Origin of the sequence: Enterobacter sp. KB-280D8 (assembly GCF_041399405.1) — a bacterium.
Taxonomy (GTDB): domain Bacteria; phylum Pseudomonadota; class Gammaproteobacteria; order Enterobacterales; family Enterobacteriaceae; genus Enterobacter; species Enterobacter cloacae_N.
Map to the genome: position 1 here is coordinate 322,333 of NZ_JBGKEC010000002.1, position 14,488 is coordinate 336,820.

Genomic DNA, 14,488 nt, shown 5'->3' on the forward strand with positions numbered 1-14,488 from the left:
AAATCAAATCATGGTGCAGGCGCACCAGAACGGTGCGCCCGTTGCCGGGGGCGGTGCGCTTGTCCGGCCTACGACTCACGGTAAATTACTTACCGCTTTTCACCTTAGTCCACGCACGGGTACGGACGCGGTCAATTTTTGGATCCTGAACCTTCAGGGTAAACAGCTTGGCGAACACGTCCGCCGGCGGATAGATTGCCGGGTTACTGCGGATCGCTTCGCTCACCAGCGGCACGGAGGCCTTGTTACCGTTCGCGTAGTACACGTGGTCGCTGATGTGGGCGATTACCTCAGGACGCATCAGGTAGTTAAGGAACTGATACGCTTCGTCTTTGTTTTTCGCATCAGCAGGCATCGCGAAGACGTCGAAGAACGCCAGCGCCCCCTCTTTTGGAATGAAGTAAGAGACGTTCACACCGTTTTTCGCCTCTTTCGCGCGGTTAGCCGCCTGCCACACGTCCCCTGCCCAGCCGATCGCCACGCAGATGTCGCCGTTCGCCAGGTCGTTGATGTACTGAGACGAATGGAAGTAACGAATGTTTGGACGCAGCTTGAGCAGCAGATCGGTCGCCGGACCGGTGTAGTCATTGGCCTTGTTGCTGTTCGGGTCTTTGCCCAGGTAGTTCAGCACGGTGGCGAAAATCTCTTCCGGCGCATCGAGGAAGGAGACGCCGCAGCTTTTCAGCTTCTCAAGGTTTTCCGGCTTCAGCACCACGTCCCAGCTGTCCAGCTTGACGTCCGGGCCCAGCGCGGCTTTGACTTTATCCACGTTGTAGCCGATACCGGTGGTCGCCCACAGGTAAGGCATGGCGTATTTGTTATCCGGGTCATGCTTGGCGACCAGCTTCAGCACTTCCGGATCGAGGTTTTTCCAGTTCGATAATTTGCTTTTATCCAGCGGCTGGAACACACCCGCCGTCAGCTGACGCTCCAGGAAGCTCGCGGAAGGCACGACCAGGTCAAACCCGGTGCTGCCCGCCATCAGCTTCCCTTCCAGCACTTCGTTGGAATCGAAAACGTCGTAAACCACCTTAATGCCGGTCTCTTTTTCAAAATTTGCCACCGTGTCCGGCGCAATATAGTCAGACCAGTTGTAAACGTGCAGCGTTTTTTGTTCCGCAGCGAGCGTGCCGGCAGAGACGGCCATCAGAGCACCCGCAACCAGACCCGATAACCATTTTTTATTCAAGGCGATCATAGTGTTATTCCTTCTGAAAGCTCGTTAACAAACGAACTAAAACTGTGCAATCTGGATATATGCAAAAATCATGCATAGTTTGTCGCTCTGCTCAAAATAAAAAGAAACCTCTTTACCCGGCAGTTTCCGCTCGCTTTTTTAAGCATCGCAAGAATAACTGTAGCCCGTGTCTCCGGCTATAGCCCAGACGAAAAAACGCCTTTTATCAATTTTTTATGCAGGTTAAGTCTACGTGATAGGCCTAAACGGCCTTTGAGGAGGTGAAATATTCTTTAAAGAAAGGTTAAAAGCAGCAGAAAAAATGGCCTTATGCAGCCGCTCTGGCAGCGACTGCGCAAAAGTCAGACAGGCTTAGTGAAGAAAATTGGGAGATGCATCATTATTCTCTGCATCATCTTCCGCGCTATACAGCAGATGGTGTGCATTGGCTTCCATCATTACCATGGAAATTTGCTCTTCACTCAAGCGCATAAACCAGGCGAACTGCTTGAACGACAGCCCGGCACCGGAGAATAAAGACTGGCAAACCACCAGTTTCGGCAGATTATCATCCTGTATATCGAGAAATGCTTTCACCGTCAAAGAACTGGCGTTGATCGCCGAGAGATCGGAGGCCAGCGCCAGCAGCGCGGACGGCTTCACTTCGGCCAGCGCGGAAAATAGGATCACGTCGTTAATCAGATCGATTTTGGCATCGAAAATGCCATCGAAATTCTGCATGTGAGGCAGATGCAGCGCCTGGCAGGAATCGCATTCAAAGAACGTGATCCCGGCATCATCAAGCCATTGACGTAACGTATCCAGTGTAGGAACGACCTGTAAATCCATCGCTGTGCAGCCTCTTTAATAAAAACTTCGCATAGGGTACTCAAAAAGCGCGCGGTAATCCATTTAACCACCCGTTTTAAGACAGTAGCCCGGCGTCGCATGACGTTCGATCCATGCGATCATTTTACCTGCAATATCGACCCCTGTGGTTTTTTCCACGCCCTCCAGCCCCGGCGAGGCATTCACCTCCATGACCAGCGGCCCGCGCGTCGCCCGCAGAAGGTCCACGCCTGCCACGTCCAGCCCGAGGGTTTGCGCCGCTTTGACGGCAATTTCCCGCTCGCGGTCGCTGATATCAGCCACCCGCGCCACGCCGCCGCGGTGGAGGTTAGAGCGGAAATCGCCCTCTTTGGCCTGACGCTCGATAGCCGCCACGACCTCGTTACCTACCACAAAGCAGCGAATATCGCGCCCTTTCGCCTCTTCGATGTACTCCTGCACCAGAATATGCGCATTCAGACCGCGAAAGGCGTCAATCACGCTTTCTGCCGCCTGACGCGTTTCCGCCAGCACCACGCCTATACCCTGCGTGCCTTCCACCAGCTTAATCACTAAAGGCGCGCCGCCCACCATGTCGATGAGATCGCTGGTGTCGTCCGGGGAATGGGCAATGCCGGTGACGGGAAGATCGATACCCTGACGGGCGAGCAGCTGCAGGGAGCGCAGCTTGTCGCGGGCGCGGGAAATGGCGACGGATTCGTTGAGCGGATAGCTGCCCAGCATCTCGAACTGGCGCAGCGCGGCGGTGCCGTAATAGGTGATCTGGGAGCCGATGCGGGGGATCACCGCATCAAAATGCGGCAGCTTGCGGCCTTTGTAGTGAATCGACGAGGCGGCCGGGTCGATGTTCATATAGCAGGACATCGGGTCGAGGATCTCAACCTGATGCCCGCGTTTCGCCGCCGCTTCTCGCAGGCGCTTACATGAATAGAGCGTTCCATCCCGGGACAATATGGCAATTTTCACCCTGCACCTCTCTGAAGACATGGAAAAAGCCTGCATATCATATACGCAGGCGGGCGCAGGAGGAATGGACTATCGCGTCGCCCACCCCTGTTTGTGGAGGTAATCAAGAATAAACGGGCGGTTTTCTTTGATGATGGTGCGGCGAATATGATCAGTCCAGGTGTCGCGACGGTTATTGCTGCCGCGCGTCATGTAATAGTTGGCCAGCTCTTCATCATATTGATTCAGGACGTTCTGATCGACCGGCTGGTAGTGGTTCTCGTGCACGAGCATGGCGGCAGGAATGCGCGGCTTCAGATCCGGGTTATCCGCAGGCCAGCCGAGGCACAGGCCAAACAGCGGCAGCACGTGTTTTGGCAGCTTCAGCAGATCGGTCACGCTTTGAATGTTGTTACGCAGCCCGCCAATATAAACACCGCCTAATCCCAGCGACTCCGCCGCCGTAAAGGCGTTTTGCGCCATCAGCGCGGTATCCACCACGCCCAGCAGCAGCTGTTCGGCCAGCCCCAGCTCGGCCTCAGGGCAGATCTGCAGATGGCGGTTAAAGTCGGCGCAGAACACCCAAAACTCTGCCGCCTGGGCCACATGCTTCTGCCCGCCGGTCAGCGTGACAAGCTGTTCACGCATGGCCGGGTCGGTAATGCGGATAATCGAGCTGCACTGCAGGAAGCTGGAGCTGGAGGTCGCTCTTGCGCTGTTAATAATCGCTTCGCGCTGCGCCTCGGTAATCGGCTCATCGGTGAAGTGGCGAATGGAACGGTGGGAAAGGAGCAGGTCTATGGTTGGCGTCATCTTGTCTCTCTTTGTCGTGCTTAATACGTATGGCAGCCAGTATAGGCAATGATATGCGCGGTGTAATTGGCGAAACATAGCTCATAGATATTATAACGACAGGCGAAACCTTCTTTAATGACGACAGGTTATCGGGCACTATACGTGCTATTCGCCGTCAGGCTTGTTTTTTGAGGAGAGAGAAATGTTTGCAGTAATTTTTGGTCGTCCAGGGTGCCCTTACTGTGTTCGCGCGAAAGAGCTGGCTGAGAAACTGACCGAAGAGCGCGATGACTTCAACTTCCGTTATGTGGACATCCACGCGGAAGGCATCACCAAAGCCGATCTGGAAAAAACCGTCGGTAAGCCGGTTGAAACCGTACCGCAGATCTTCCTCGATCAGAAACACATCGGCGGTTGCACCGACTTTGAAGCCTACGCCAAAGAACATCTGGGCCTGTTTGCCGCTCAGTAATGAAAAGGCGCCCTCACCGTGAGGGCGTTTTTATTTGTGGTGCCGTCGGTGCTGAACCAGACTGCGCACAAACAGGTAGCAGAGCGCGCCAAGAGCGCACCAGAACACCGCGCTCAGCAGCCACGCCAGCTCCTGCCAGAAACTCCGCGTTGAAATATACAGCAGGCGCATCATCAGCAGACACAGCGGCGCTGCGAGTATGGCACCGAGAAGCGGTTTCACTACCTCCCCTTTGCGGGAGAGAAAACTGGCGGCAGCCCCCGGCAGCGTGAAGAAGAGCAGCCCCAGCTCAGGATGCCCGGACGCCCTGAACGCGCCCTTCACATTAAATGCGAGCGACATGCACACGACCGTGAACAGCAAAAAACAGCTGATCACCCCCGCCCAGTTTCGTTTCATATTCAAACTATCCTCCTGACTTATCTCTATCAAATACACATTCGTCGGGTAGACGCCCAGTCAGATAAAGCAGTGCGGCAATCCATGCCAAAGTACGCACAGGGTGATGCGATAATCAGTAGCTGTCAGTAGCTAATGCGATTAAACTACACGCCAGCTAATGTTTTAGGGAATAAAGCAGGAAACAGGGAGCGTTAACGCCTTTCCCTGACCCAGAAAACAGTAGCCCAAAAAGTCCTTTCATTCAACAACTTACTGGTAAACAAGAAGTTAGCCTCCGTGAATATAAACGTCGCAGACTTGTTAAATGGGAATTACATCCTGTTATTATTTGTGGTACTGGCGCTGGGTCTTTGCCTGGGTAAATTGCGCCTGGGTTCGGTTCAACTCGGTAATTCCATTGGCGTTTTAGTCGTCTCCTTATTATTAGGCCAGCAGCACTTCAGCATTAACACGGACGCGCTCAACTTAGGTTTTATGCTGTTTATTTTTTGCGTTGGCGTAGAAGCGGGACCTAACTTTTTTTCAATTTTCTTCCGCGACGGCAAAAATTATCTGATGCTGGCGCTGGTGATGGTCGGCAGCGCGCTGCTGATCGCGTTAGGGCTGGGCAAACTGTTTGGCTGGGATATCGGGCTTACGGCCGGTATGCTGGCAGGCTCCATGACCTCCACCCCCGTGCTCGTGGGTGCCGGTGATACCCTGCGCCATTCCGGCATGGCGGGCGCGCAGCTCTCTACCGCCCTCGACCACCTGAGCCTCGGCTACGCCCTGACCTATCTGATTGGTCTGGTGAGCCTGATCGTTGGCGCGCGCTACCTGCCAAAACTGCAGCACCAGGATCTGCAGACCAGCGCCCAGCAAATCGCGCGCGAGCGCGGCCTGGATACCGATTCCAAACGTAAAGTCTATCTTCCGGTTATCCGCGCCTATCGCGTCGGGCCGGAGCTGGTGGCGTGGGCTGACGGCAAAAATCTTCGCGAGCTGGGGATTTACCGCCAGACGGGCTGCTACATCGAACGTATCCGCCGCAACGGCATTCTGGCGAACCCGGACGGCGACGCGGTGCTGCAGATGGGCGACGACATCGCGCTGGTGGGTTACCCGGACGCCCATGCTCGTCTCGACCCGAGCTTCCGTAACGGCAAAGAGGTGTTCGACCGCGACCTGCTCGACATGCGTATCGTCACCGAAGAGATCGTGGTGAAAAACCATAACGCCGTGGGCCGTCGCCTGGCGCAGCTGAAGCTGACCGACCACGGCTGCTTCCTCAACCGCGTGATCCGCAGTCAGATTGAGATGCCTATCGACGACAACGTCGTGCTCAACAAAGGCGACGTTCTGCAGGTCAGCGGCGACGCGCGACGCGTAAAAACCGTTGCCGACCGCATCGGCTTTATCTCCATTCACAGCCAGGTCACCGACCTGCTGGCCTTCTGCGCCTTCTTTATCGTTGGCCTGATGATCGGGATGATCACCTTCCAGTTCAGCAACTTCAGCTTCGGCATCGGTAACGCTGCCGGGCTGCTGTTTGCCGGGATCATGCTGGGCTTCCTGCGAGCGAACCACCCGACCTTCGGCTACATTCCGCAGGGCGCGCTGAACATGGTGAAAGAGTTCGGTCTGATGGTGTTTATGGCGGGCGTCGGCTTAAGCGCGGGCAGCGGCATCGGCCACAGCCTGGGCGCCGTCGGCTGGCAGATGCTGGTTTCCGGCCTTATCGTCAGCCTGGTGCCGGTGGTGATCTGCTTCCTGTTCGGCGCCTACGTGCTGCGCATGAACCGCGCCCTGCTGTTCGGGGCGATGATGGGGGCGCGTACCTGTGCGCCGGCGATGGAAATCATCAGCGATACCGCGCGCAGCAACATCCCGGCGCTGGGGTATGCAGGCACCTACGCTATCGCTAACGTGCTGCTGACGCTGGCGGGTACGCTGATTATCATCATCTGGCCGGGACTCGGATAACTCCTAAGTTTGCGCGTAATGAAAAAATTTTTGTTACGCGCAGAACTTTTTTTGCAGGGGGCAGTCATAACTAGTGCCACTGCTTTTCTTTGATGTCCCCAATTTGTGGAGCCCATCAACCCCGCCGTTTTGGTTCAAGGTTGATGGGTTTTTTGTTGCCTGAAATTCCCCTTCCTCTAATCTCACCTTCTCTCTTACCATCAAAACATATATGATTAAACACATATGAGTTAATCCGCTAGCAGGAACCCCCATGCTCCACCCACTCCACCTCTTCAAAACCCTCTCCGACGAAACGCGGCTCGCCATCGTCATGCTGCTCCGCGAAGCGGGCGAGCTGTGCGTCTGCGATCTCTGCGCCGCGACCGCCGAATCTCAGCCTAAAGTATCCCGCCACATGGCGCTGCTGCGCGAGTCCGGGCTGGTTATCGATCGTCGCGAGGGCAAATGGGTACATTACCGTCTCTCCCCCAACATGCCTGCGTGGGCGGCAACCGTTATCGACAACAGCTGGAACTGTCTGCGGGAAGAGACGCGCATGAAGCTTAAAAACCGACTTTCAGGTTCGTGCTGATAACAACACATTCACAAAAACAGATATAACGGAGTAAAAGATGTTTCTGGCAGGGGCTATTTTTCTGTTTACGCTGGTGCTGGTCATCTGGCAGCCGAAGGGGCTCAGTATCGGCTGGAGCGCGACCATTGGCGCCGTGCTGGCGCTGGCAAGCGGGGTAATTCACATTAATGATATTCCGGTGGTGTGGAATATCGTCTGGAACGCCACGGCAACGTTTATCGCCGTCATCATCATCAGCCTGCTGCTGGATGAGTCCGGCTTTTTCGAATGGGCGGCGCTGCACGTTGCCCGCTGGGGAAACGGTCGCGGTCGATTGCTGTTTACTTATATTGTGCTGCTGGGTGCGGCCGTGGCGGCGCTGTTTGCCAATGACGGTGCGGCGCTGATCCTCACGCCTATCGTTATCGCCATGCTGCTGGCGCTGGGGTTCAGCAAGCAGGCCACACTGGCGTTTGTGATGGCGGCAGGTTTTATCGCCGATACCGCGAGCCTGCCGCTGATTGTCTCCAATCTGGTCAACATCGTGTCGGCAGACTTCTTTAAGCTGGGGTTCAGCGAATACGCCTCGGTGATGATCCCGGTAGATATCGCCGCGATTGCCGCAACGCTGGTGATGCTGCATCTCTTCTTCCGCAAGGAAATTCCCCCGAAATATGACCTGGCGAAACTTCAGGAGCCCGCGCGGGCCATTCACGACCTGCCGACGTTCAGAACGGGCTGGATCGTGCTGCTGCTTCTGCTCGTCGGCTTCTTTGTGCTTGAACCTCTCGGCATTCCGGTCAGCGCCATCGCCACCGTCGGCGCGCTGATTTTATTCGCTGTCGCAAAACGCGGACATGCGATAAACACCGGAAAAGTGCTGCGCGGCGCTCCGTGGCAAATTGTTATCTTCTCACTGGGGATGTATCTGGTGGTGTATGGCCTGCGTAATGCCGGGCTGACGGACTCTCTCACAGGCGTGCTGAATAGCCTGGCCGGACACGGACTGTGGGCCACCACGCTGGGGACCGGGTTCATCACCGCGTTTCTGTCATCCATAATGAACAATATGCCCACGGTGCTGATTGGCGCGCTCTCCATTGAGGGCAGTACGGCGACGGGATTGATCAAGGAAGCGATGATTTACGCCAACGTGATTGGTTGCGATCTGGGGCCGAAAATCACGCCTATCGGTAGCCTCGCCACCCTGCTCTGGCTCCACGTGCTGGCGCAGAAAAACATGACGATTACCTGGGGCTACTATTTCCGGACGGGCATCATCATGACGCAGCCGGTCCTGTTTGTGACGCTCGCCGCGCTGGCGCTACGTCTCTCCTTCACACTGTAATGAGCCACTGATATGAGCCACATCACCATTTATCACAACCCCGCCTGCGGCACGTCGCGCAATACGCTGGAGATGATCCGCAACAGCGGCGCGGAGCCGGAGATTATCCTCTATCTTGAAACCCCGCCGTCGCGCGAGAAGCTGACCACCCTGATTGCCGATATGGGCATTTCGGTGCGGGATCTGCTGCGTAAAAACGTGGAGCCGTATGAACAGCTCGGCCTTGCTGAAGATACCTTCACCGACGACCAGCTTATCGATTTCATGCTGCAATACCCGATCCTGATTAACCGTCCAATCGTGGTGACGCCGCTTGGTACCCGCCTGTGCCGCCCGTCTGAAGTCGTGCTCGACATTCTGCCGGAGGCGCAGAAAGGGGCGTTTACCAAAGAGGATGGTGAAGCCGTCGTGGACGCCAGCGGGAACAAAATCGAACCCAGGTAAAACTGGCAGGGCGAGTGATGCCTAAAGGTTCCCCTCGCCCGCAATTCTCCCCACCATCGCCCGGATCTCTTCGCGGGTTAACGGCGCCCGGTCGGTGACATAGTGCAGCGTCATCCCTTCGATAAACGCGTCCAGCGCGCGAGTGGTGACCGGGTCGAACCACTGCTCCAGCGTGGTCTGGCTCATCTTCATCCAGTCCTGCATCACCGTTTTGAGCGCCGCGCTGCGGTGCATAAAGGCGTAGAGCTGATACATCAGCGCCATGTTGTGCGGCGTGGTCACCTGCGAGCTGTGGATCAGCGTGGTGATGGATTCGCACGCCATTTCCGGCCCGGTGACGCCCGAGAAGAAATCCCGGTATTGCTGCGACATCTGTCGGGTAAACCATGTGAAGGCCTCCTCCAGCAGCGGCTCCATACCGTCGAAATAATAGGTCATCGACCCCAGCGGCACGCCCGCGCAGGTGGCGATTTTACGGTGCGTGACGGCGTGAATCCCGTGCTCGGCAATGGTATCGAGCGTGGCCTGCAGGATCTTCTCCCGGCGATGCGGATCGTTCGGTGGTCTGCTCATAAATTCCTCACGTGGTTTATGTACAAATGTACACAAACTTGCTAGTGTTGTCGCTATCGTTGTACTTCTGGTGCTCCCCAATGACGCTGACCTCTCCCCGTAAAGCCCTGCAGCTCCGCATGTGGGCGCTGTTTATGTTCTTCTTCCTTCCCGGCCTGCTGATGGCCTCCTGGGCCACGCGCACCCCCGCCATTCGCGATATTTTGTCCGTTTCTACCGCTGAGATGGGCATCGTCCTGTTCGGCCTGTCGATAGGCTCCATGAGCGGCATTCTCTGCTCTGCCTGGCTGGTGAAGCGCTTCGGTACGCGGGCGGTGATCCGCACCACCATGTGCTTCGCGGTGTTCGGGATGGTGATATTAAGCGTGGCGCTGTGGTTTGCCTCGCCGGTGCTGTTTGCCCTGGGGCTGACGGTATTTGGCGGCAGCTTCGGTTCGGCTGAGGTTGCCATCAACGTTGAAGGGGCGGCGGTCGAGCGCGAGATGAACAAAACCGTGCTGCCGATGATGCACGGCTTTTACAGCCTCGGCACCCTCGCCGGCGCGGGCGTGGGGATGGCGCTGACGGCCACCGGCGTGAGCGCGAATCTGCATATTCTGCTGGCGGCGCTGGTGTGCATCATTCCGATCCTGACCGGCATCCGGGCGATCCCGAACGGTACCGGCAAGAATTCCGCTGAAGAACAGCATTCGGCGGAAAAAGGGCTACCCTTCTACCGCGATTTCCAGCTGATGCTCATCGGCGTGGTGGTGCTGGCGATGGCTTTCGCGGAAGGTTCCGCCAACGACTGGCTGCCGCTGCTGATGGTGGACGGTCACGGCTTTAGCCCGACCTCCGGTTCGCTGATTTACGCCGGGTTTACGCTGGGGATGACCGTCGGGCGCTTCACCGGCGGCTGGTTTATCGACCGCTACAGCCGCGTGGCGGTGGTGCGCGCCAGCGCCCTGCTGGGCGGCCTGGGTATTGCGATGATCGTCTTTGTGGACGTGGACTGGATTGCCGGGGTCTCGGTGATCCTCTGGGGTCTGGGCGCGTCGCTCGGCTTCCCGCTGACCATTTCAGCCGCCAGCGATACCGGCCCGGATGCCCCGACGCGCGTCAGCGTGGTGGCGACCACGGGCTATCTTGCCTTCCTGGTCGGGCCACCGCTGCTCGGCTTCCTCGGCGAGCACTACGGGCTGCGCAGCGCCATGCTGGTGGTATTAGGGTTGGTCATCATCGCGGCGCTGGTGGCGCGCGCGGTGGCAAAGCCGGAAACGAATCAAACGACACTGGAGAAGGGATATGAGCGTTAAACTGATCGCCGTCGACATGGATGGCACATTCCTGAGTGATGCCAAGACCTATAACCGCCCGCGCTTTCTGGGGCAGTATGCGCGCATGAAGGCGCAAGGCATTCGCTTCGTGGTCGCCAGCGGTAACCAGTATTACCAGCTGATCTCCTTTTTCCCGGAGATCGCGCATGAAATTGCGTTCGTCGCTGAAAACGGCGGCTGGGTGGTCGATGCCGGGGAAGATGTATTCAACGGCGAGCTGACAAAAGCGCATTTCAGCACCGTGGCCACCGTGTTGAATGATGTCCCCGGCATTGAGATTATCGCCTGCGGGAAAGGCAGCGCCTACACCCTTAAGGCCTATGACGATGCCTTCATTGATATCGCGTCAAAATATTATCACCGCCTCGAAAGGGTGCAGGATTTCGACAACCTGAACGACATCTTCTTCAAGTTCGGGCTCAACGTTTCCGATGATGAAATTCCGCGCATTCAGGCGCTGCTGCATGAAAAGCTGAGCGACATTATGGTGCCCGTCACCACCGGTCACGGCAGCATTGACCTGATTATCCCCGGCGTGCATAAAGCCAACGGTCTGCGGATCCTGCAAACGCGCTGGGGCATAGACGATAGCGAAGTGGTTGCCTTCGGCGACAGCGGCAACGACGTGGAGATGCTGCGCCAGTCCGGGTTCAGCTTTGCGATGGCGAATGCCAGACCGCATATTAAAGCGGCGGCGCGTTTTGAAGCGCCACACAATAACGATGAAGGCGTTTTAAACGTGATTGAGAAGGTGCTGAACGGGGAGGCACCGTTTAATTGATACCGTGCGGTCTGGTGCCCTCACCCTAGCCCTCTCCCACAGGGAGAGGGGACTGTTCCGTGCACTCACACAGGGAAAGGGAATAAGAATTAAGGTTGCAGGGCGTTTCCGACGCGTTTGTCTTTCAGGAACACCACCATCAGGCCAACCCAAAGCACGCCGTTGGCGAGGTTAAACAGGCTGAACAGACCGTTGCCGCCCAGGGCGTAGGCATGCTTGCTCACTTCGATACCGACGGTAAAAATCAGCATCTGCAGCATCCCCATCGCCGCGGACACCGTGCCTTTACTCATCTCGCTCGCAAACAGCGTCAGGCGCACCAGGCCGGCGTTCGCCACGCCAATCCCGAAAGCATAAATACTCAGCCCCGCCGTCATCCACAAGTAGGCGTGGGATGACGCGACGGTCGCCACCGCAGCAAGAATCAGACCTGCCGCAATCGGCCAGCCGCCCATAATAATCAGGGAACGCACGGTGCGGCGAGACGTCAGACGGGCCAGCACCAGGTTACCGATAATCAGCGCGCCAAAGATCGGCACCTGCAGCAGGCCGTACTCGTAACTGCTGAGTTTTTCACCGCTGATGATTATCACCGGTGACTGCGCGATCCACGCCAGCAGCGGCAGGCTAACGAATCCGGTCGCCAGCGCCCCCGCCACAAAGCGGCCATTTTTCAGCACTGCTTTGTAATCCCGGCCCAGCTCTTTCAGCGAGAGTTTTTCGCCCAGACGGGTAGCCGTTTCCGGCATCGCACGGTGCAGGCCGAAGAACGCAATAGCGGCGAGAACGGCAAAGAGCACAAACATCCCTTCCCACGGTGCAACGTGCACCCATGCGGCCCCCACCAGCGGCCCGAGTAAGGGGGCGATCAGCGCCACGTTCGCCATCAGCGCGGTAATTTTGATACACACCGCCTCTTCAAACGACTCCTGAATGGCGGCATACCCCACGGCGCCGATAAAGCACAGGCTGACCCCCTGCAGGAAGCGCAGCAGGGTAAATTGCTCAATGTTTTGTGCCAGCAGCGTAGCAAGACAGGTGACGATAAACCACACCACACCCGTCAGCATGACCGGGCGGCGGCCAATACGATCCGACAGCGGGCCTAACAGCCACTGTAAAAACATGCCGCCGGCCAGGTAGGCGGTCATGGAGGTCGGCACCCACTCAATTCCCGCGTTGTACTGCTCCACAACGGCCAGCATACCGGGCTGGATCATATCGTTGCCGATATAGGTAGAGAATTCGTAGAGCACCAGACACAGGGGGAAAAGCAACGCCTGACGACCCAGACGTGAACCAGAAGTAGAACGGTTTAACATGCAATCTCTTTATGATGACAAAATCGCGACGAGTGTAATGAAATGCCGCAGCCCGAGATAGTAATTTATCGAGGATAAACAGAAATAAAGCACATATCGTCTTCGTTTAAGGTTTCCTTAAGTTGACAGATTTATGATAGCCCGATTATTCGTCAACGACCTCATATTATGGCACTCACCTCCAGCCGTTCAGAATTGTCTAACTTACAGACAAATAAGACAAAACGACTTTACCGCTTACCGCCCCGCTTTTATGGTTATCAGCTTTTAGTGCTGATAGTCCTTGCCGTGGTGTTTACGTGGCTATCGCGCAATGAAGCGTTCGACAGATGGATCACCGGCTTTTGGTATGACGCGGCGACACAGACTTTCCCGCTGCAGAAAGACCACCTGCTGGATCTGCTGAACCATCGTCTGGCGAAGTATATTGCGATCGCCTTAGGCGCCATGGCGCTGTTTTACGGCGCTTATAAACGTAATGCAAGGCTGGTCACCGCTGCGCTGCTGATGGGGCTTGGCGCGCTGGTGGTCGGCGTGCTGAAAAGTATGAGCCACCATAGCTGCCCGTGGGATCTGGTGGAATATGGCGGTAAGGCCGTGTCTTACCCTCTGTTCAGTTCCGTTCCGGCAGACAGCGGTCCGGGGCGCTGTTTCCCAGGAGGTCATTCCTCCAGCGGCTTTATGGTGATGGGGCTGTTTTTTGCCTTCTGGCGCGAGCGTCCGCGTCTCGCCTGGAGTTTTGTTGCCCTCGGCGTACTGCTCGGTCTGGCGATGGGCTTCGGCCAGGTCATGCGCGGGGCACATTTTTTCTCTCACAACCTGTGGGCCGGGTGGTGGGTCTGGTTTTCCCAGGTGGCAGTCTACGGGCTGGTTTCCACCCGGTTTGCAAAAGAGTGATAACGCTATGCTAGAGAATCTGAATTATCAGCTGTTTTATCTGATCAACGCCACCCCGGCCTCGCCAGAGTGGATGATCGATTTTGCCACCTTTCTGGCGAAAGACCTTATCAGTATTGTGCCTGCGCTGGCAGCCATTCTCTGGCTGTGGGGGCCCCGCAGCCAGGTCAAGGCGCAGCGCCAGCTGGTGATTAAAGTGGCGATGGCACTCGGAGTAAGCGTACTGGTCAGCTATATTCTCGGCCACGCGTTCCCGCACGATCGTCCTTTCGTCGATCACGTGGGCTATACCTTCCTGCACCACGCGCCGGATGACTCCTTCCCGAGCGATCACGGTACGGTTATCTTCACCTTCGCGCTGGCTTTCCTGTTCTGGCATCGCCTGTGGTCTGGTGCAGTCCTGATGGTGGCGGCCCTGGCAATCGCCTGGTCTCGCGTTTACCTGGGCGTTCACTGGCCGCTCGATATGGTGGGCGGTTTCCTGGTCGGACTGATTGGCTGCGTGAGCGCGGCTATCCTGTGGAGCCTCTTCGGTGAAGCGCTCTACCGCACGCTGTCTTCACTCTATCGTGCCATTTTCGCTATCCCGATCCGCAAAGGCTGGATACGTGACTAACCCCAACCTGACAGGTTACACTTGAACCCCCGC

16 protein-coding genes are annotated in these 14,488 nt (G+C 56.8%); 9 read left to right on the plus strand and 7 right to left on the minus strand.

Annotated elements, in window-relative coordinates:
• Window positions 1–85: 85 nt before the first annotated feature.
• The 4 genes from potF to nfsA form a co-directional block, all read right to left on the minus strand.
• Window positions 86–1,198, minus strand: a complete 1,113-nt coding sequence (potF, locus tag AB8818_RS07005) for a spermidine/putrescine ABC transporter substrate-binding protein PotF (RefSeq protein WP_163330815.1) — start codon at window positions 1,196–1,198, stop codon at window positions 86–88.
• 351 nt (window positions 1,199–1,549) lie between these two features.
• Window positions 1,550–2,026, minus strand: a complete 477-nt coding sequence (locus AB8818_RS07010; RefSeq protein ID WP_003858385.1) for a YbjN domain-containing protein — start codon at window positions 2,024–2,026, stop codon at window positions 1,550–1,552.
• 63 nt (window positions 2,027–2,089) lie between these two features.
• Window positions 2,090–2,992: a 30S ribosomal protein S6--L-glutamate ligase gene (rimK, locus tag AB8818_RS07015; RefSeq protein WP_029739445.1), complete on the minus strand. Its 903-nt coding sequence runs from the start codon at window positions 2,990–2,992 to the stop codon at window positions 2,090–2,092.
• 69 nt (window positions 2,993–3,061) lie between these two features.
• Window positions 3,062–3,784, minus strand: a complete 723-nt coding sequence (nfsA, locus tag AB8818_RS07020) for a nitroreductase NfsA (RefSeq protein ID WP_116341060.1) — start codon at window positions 3,782–3,784, stop codon at window positions 3,062–3,064.
• 184 nt (window positions 3,785–3,968) lie between these two features.
• Between nfsA and AB8818_RS07025 the strand changes: the two genes are divergently transcribed.
• Window positions 3,969–4,238: a GrxA family glutaredoxin gene (locus AB8818_RS07025; protein WP_006809455.1), complete on the plus strand. Its 270-nt coding sequence runs from the start codon at window positions 3,969–3,971 to the stop codon at window positions 4,236–4,238.
• 30 nt (window positions 4,239–4,268) lie between these two features.
• Here the strand turns inward: AB8818_RS07025 and AB8818_RS07030 are convergent, their stop codons facing one another.
• A complete protein-coding gene (locus AB8818_RS07030; RefSeq protein WP_116341062.1) occupies window positions 4,269–4,637 on the minus strand; it encodes an inner membrane protein YbjM in 369 nt (122 codons plus the stop codon).
• A gap of 279 nt (window positions 4,638–4,916) precedes the next feature.
• On the opposite strand from AB8818_RS07030, the gene AB8818_RS07035 reads away from it, so the two are divergent.
• The 4 genes from AB8818_RS07035 to arsC all read left to right on the plus strand — a co-directional run bounded on the left by AB8818_RS07035 (window position 4,917) and on the right by arsC (window position 8,950).
• Window positions 4,917–6,602 (plus strand): aspartate:alanine antiporter, encoded by a 1,686-nt coding sequence (locus AB8818_RS07035; protein ID WP_014169303.1) that lies wholly within the window; start codon window positions 4,917–4,919, stop codon window positions 6,600–6,602.
• 253 nt (window positions 6,603–6,855) lie between these two features.
• On the plus strand, window positions 6,856–7,176 hold the full coding sequence (locus tag AB8818_RS07040; protein ID WP_163330814.1) for a metalloregulator ArsR/SmtB family transcription factor: 321 nt from the start codon (window positions 6,856–6,858) through the stop codon (window positions 7,174–7,176).
• A gap of 40 nt (window positions 7,177–7,216) precedes the next feature.
• Window positions 7,217–8,506: an arsenic transporter gene (locus AB8818_RS07045; protein WP_192982933.1), complete on the plus strand. Its 1,290-nt coding sequence runs from the start codon at window positions 7,217–7,219 to the stop codon at window positions 8,504–8,506.
• A gap of 12 nt (window positions 8,507–8,518) precedes the next feature.
• A complete protein-coding gene (arsC, locus tag AB8818_RS07050) occupies window positions 8,519–8,950 on the plus strand; it encodes a glutaredoxin-dependent arsenate reductase (protein WP_116341070.1) in 432 nt (143 codons plus the stop codon).
• 21 nt (window positions 8,951–8,971) lie between these two features.
• Here arsC and AB8818_RS07055 read toward each other — a convergent pair whose 3' ends face one another.
• Window positions 8,972–9,523 (minus strand): TetR/AcrR family transcriptional regulator, encoded by a 552-nt coding sequence (locus tag AB8818_RS07055; protein ID WP_116341072.1) that lies wholly within the window; start codon window positions 9,521–9,523, stop codon window positions 8,972–8,974.
• Window positions 9,524–9,603: 80 nt separating this feature from the next.
• Between AB8818_RS07055 and AB8818_RS07060 the strand changes: the two genes are divergently transcribed.
• Window positions 9,604–10,818 carry an MFS transporter gene (locus AB8818_RS07060; protein ID WP_192982931.1) on the plus strand — a complete coding sequence of 405 codons (1,215 nt, stop codon included), beginning with the start codon at window positions 9,604–9,606 and terminating at the stop codon, window positions 10,816–10,818.
• A complete protein-coding gene (locus tag AB8818_RS07065; RefSeq protein WP_192982928.1) occupies window positions 10,808–11,620 on the plus strand; it encodes a Cof-type HAD-IIB family hydrolase in 813 nt (270 codons plus the stop codon). Before AB8818_RS07060 ends, AB8818_RS07065 begins: the two co-directional genes overlap by 11 nt.
• Window positions 11,621–11,709: 89 nt before the next feature.
• On the opposite strand, the gene AB8818_RS07070 is transcribed toward AB8818_RS07065, so the two are convergent.
• Window positions 11,710–12,942 carry an MFS transporter gene (locus AB8818_RS07070; RefSeq protein WP_163330810.1) on the minus strand — a complete coding sequence of 411 codons (1,233 nt, stop codon included), beginning with the start codon at window positions 12,940–12,942 and terminating at the stop codon, window positions 11,710–11,712.
• Window positions 12,943–13,110: 168 nt separating this feature from the next.
• Between AB8818_RS07070 and AB8818_RS07075 the strand changes: the two genes are divergently transcribed.
• Both AB8818_RS07075 and ybjG read left to right on the plus strand, forming a co-directional pair.
• Entirely contained in the window at window positions 13,111–13,839 is a 729-nt protein-coding gene (locus AB8818_RS07075; protein ID WP_163330809.1) for a phosphatase PAP2 family protein, read from the plus strand.
• Between the two features lie 7 nt (window positions 13,840–13,846).
• Window positions 13,847–14,455 carry an undecaprenyl-diphosphate phosphatase gene (gene ybjG / locus AB8818_RS07080; RefSeq protein ID WP_163330808.1) on the plus strand — a complete coding sequence of 203 codons (609 nt, stop codon included), beginning with the start codon at window positions 13,847–13,849 and terminating at the stop codon, window positions 14,453–14,455.
• The last annotated feature ends 33 nt before the right edge of the window (window positions 14,456–14,488 follow it).

Bases quoted from the DNA above. Each gene is read 5' to 3' on its own strand.
- ybjG (WP_163330808.1), top strand. From the start codon at position 13,847: ATGCTAGAGAATCTGAATTATCAGCTGTTTTATCTGATCAACGCCACC.
- AB8818_RS07060 (WP_192982931.1), top strand. From the start codon at position 9,604: ATGACGCTGACCTCTCCCCGTAAAGCCCTGCAGCTCCGCATGTGGGCG.
- nfsA (WP_116341060.1), bottom strand. From the start codon at position 3,784: ATGACGCCAACCATAGACCTGCTCCTTTCCCACCGTTCCATTCGCCAC.
- AB8818_RS07055 (WP_116341072.1), bottom strand. From the start codon at position 9,523: ATGAGCAGACCACCGAACGATCCGCATCGCCGGGAGAAGATCCTGCAG.
- AB8818_RS07030 (WP_116341062.1), bottom strand. From the start codon at position 4,637: ATGAAACGAAACTGGGCGGGGGTGATCAGCTGTTTTTTGCTGTTCACG.
- AB8818_RS07040 (WP_163330814.1), top strand. From the start codon at position 6,856: ATGCTCCACCCACTCCACCTCTTCAAAACCCTCTCCGACGAAACGCGG.
- AB8818_RS07045 (WP_192982933.1), top strand. From the start codon at position 7,217: ATGTTTCTGGCAGGGGCTATTTTTCTGTTTACGCTGGTGCTGGTCATC.
- arsC (WP_116341070.1), top strand. From the start codon at position 8,519: ATGAGCCACATCACCATTTATCACAACCCCGCCTGCGGCACGTCGCGC.
- AB8818_RS07025 (WP_006809455.1), top strand. From the start codon at position 3,969: ATGTTTGCAGTAATTTTTGGTCGTCCAGGGTGCCCTTACTGTGTTCGC.
- potF (WP_163330815.1), bottom strand. From the start codon at position 1,198: ATGATCGCCTTGAATAAAAAATGGTTATCGGGTCTGGTTGCGGGTGCT.
- AB8818_RS07075 (WP_163330809.1), top strand. From the start codon at position 13,111: ATGGCACTCACCTCCAGCCGTTCAGAATTGTCTAACTTACAGACAAAT.
- AB8818_RS07070 (WP_163330810.1), bottom strand. From the start codon at position 12,942: ATGTTAAACCGTTCTACTTCTGGTTCACGTCTGGGTCGTCAGGCGTTG.
- AB8818_RS07010 (WP_003858385.1), bottom strand. From the start codon at position 2,026: ATGGATTTACAGGTCGTTCCTACACTGGATACGTTACGTCAATGGCTT.
- AB8818_RS07065 (WP_192982928.1), top strand. From the start codon at position 10,808: ATGAGCGTTAAACTGATCGCCGTCGACATGGATGGCACATTCCTGAGT.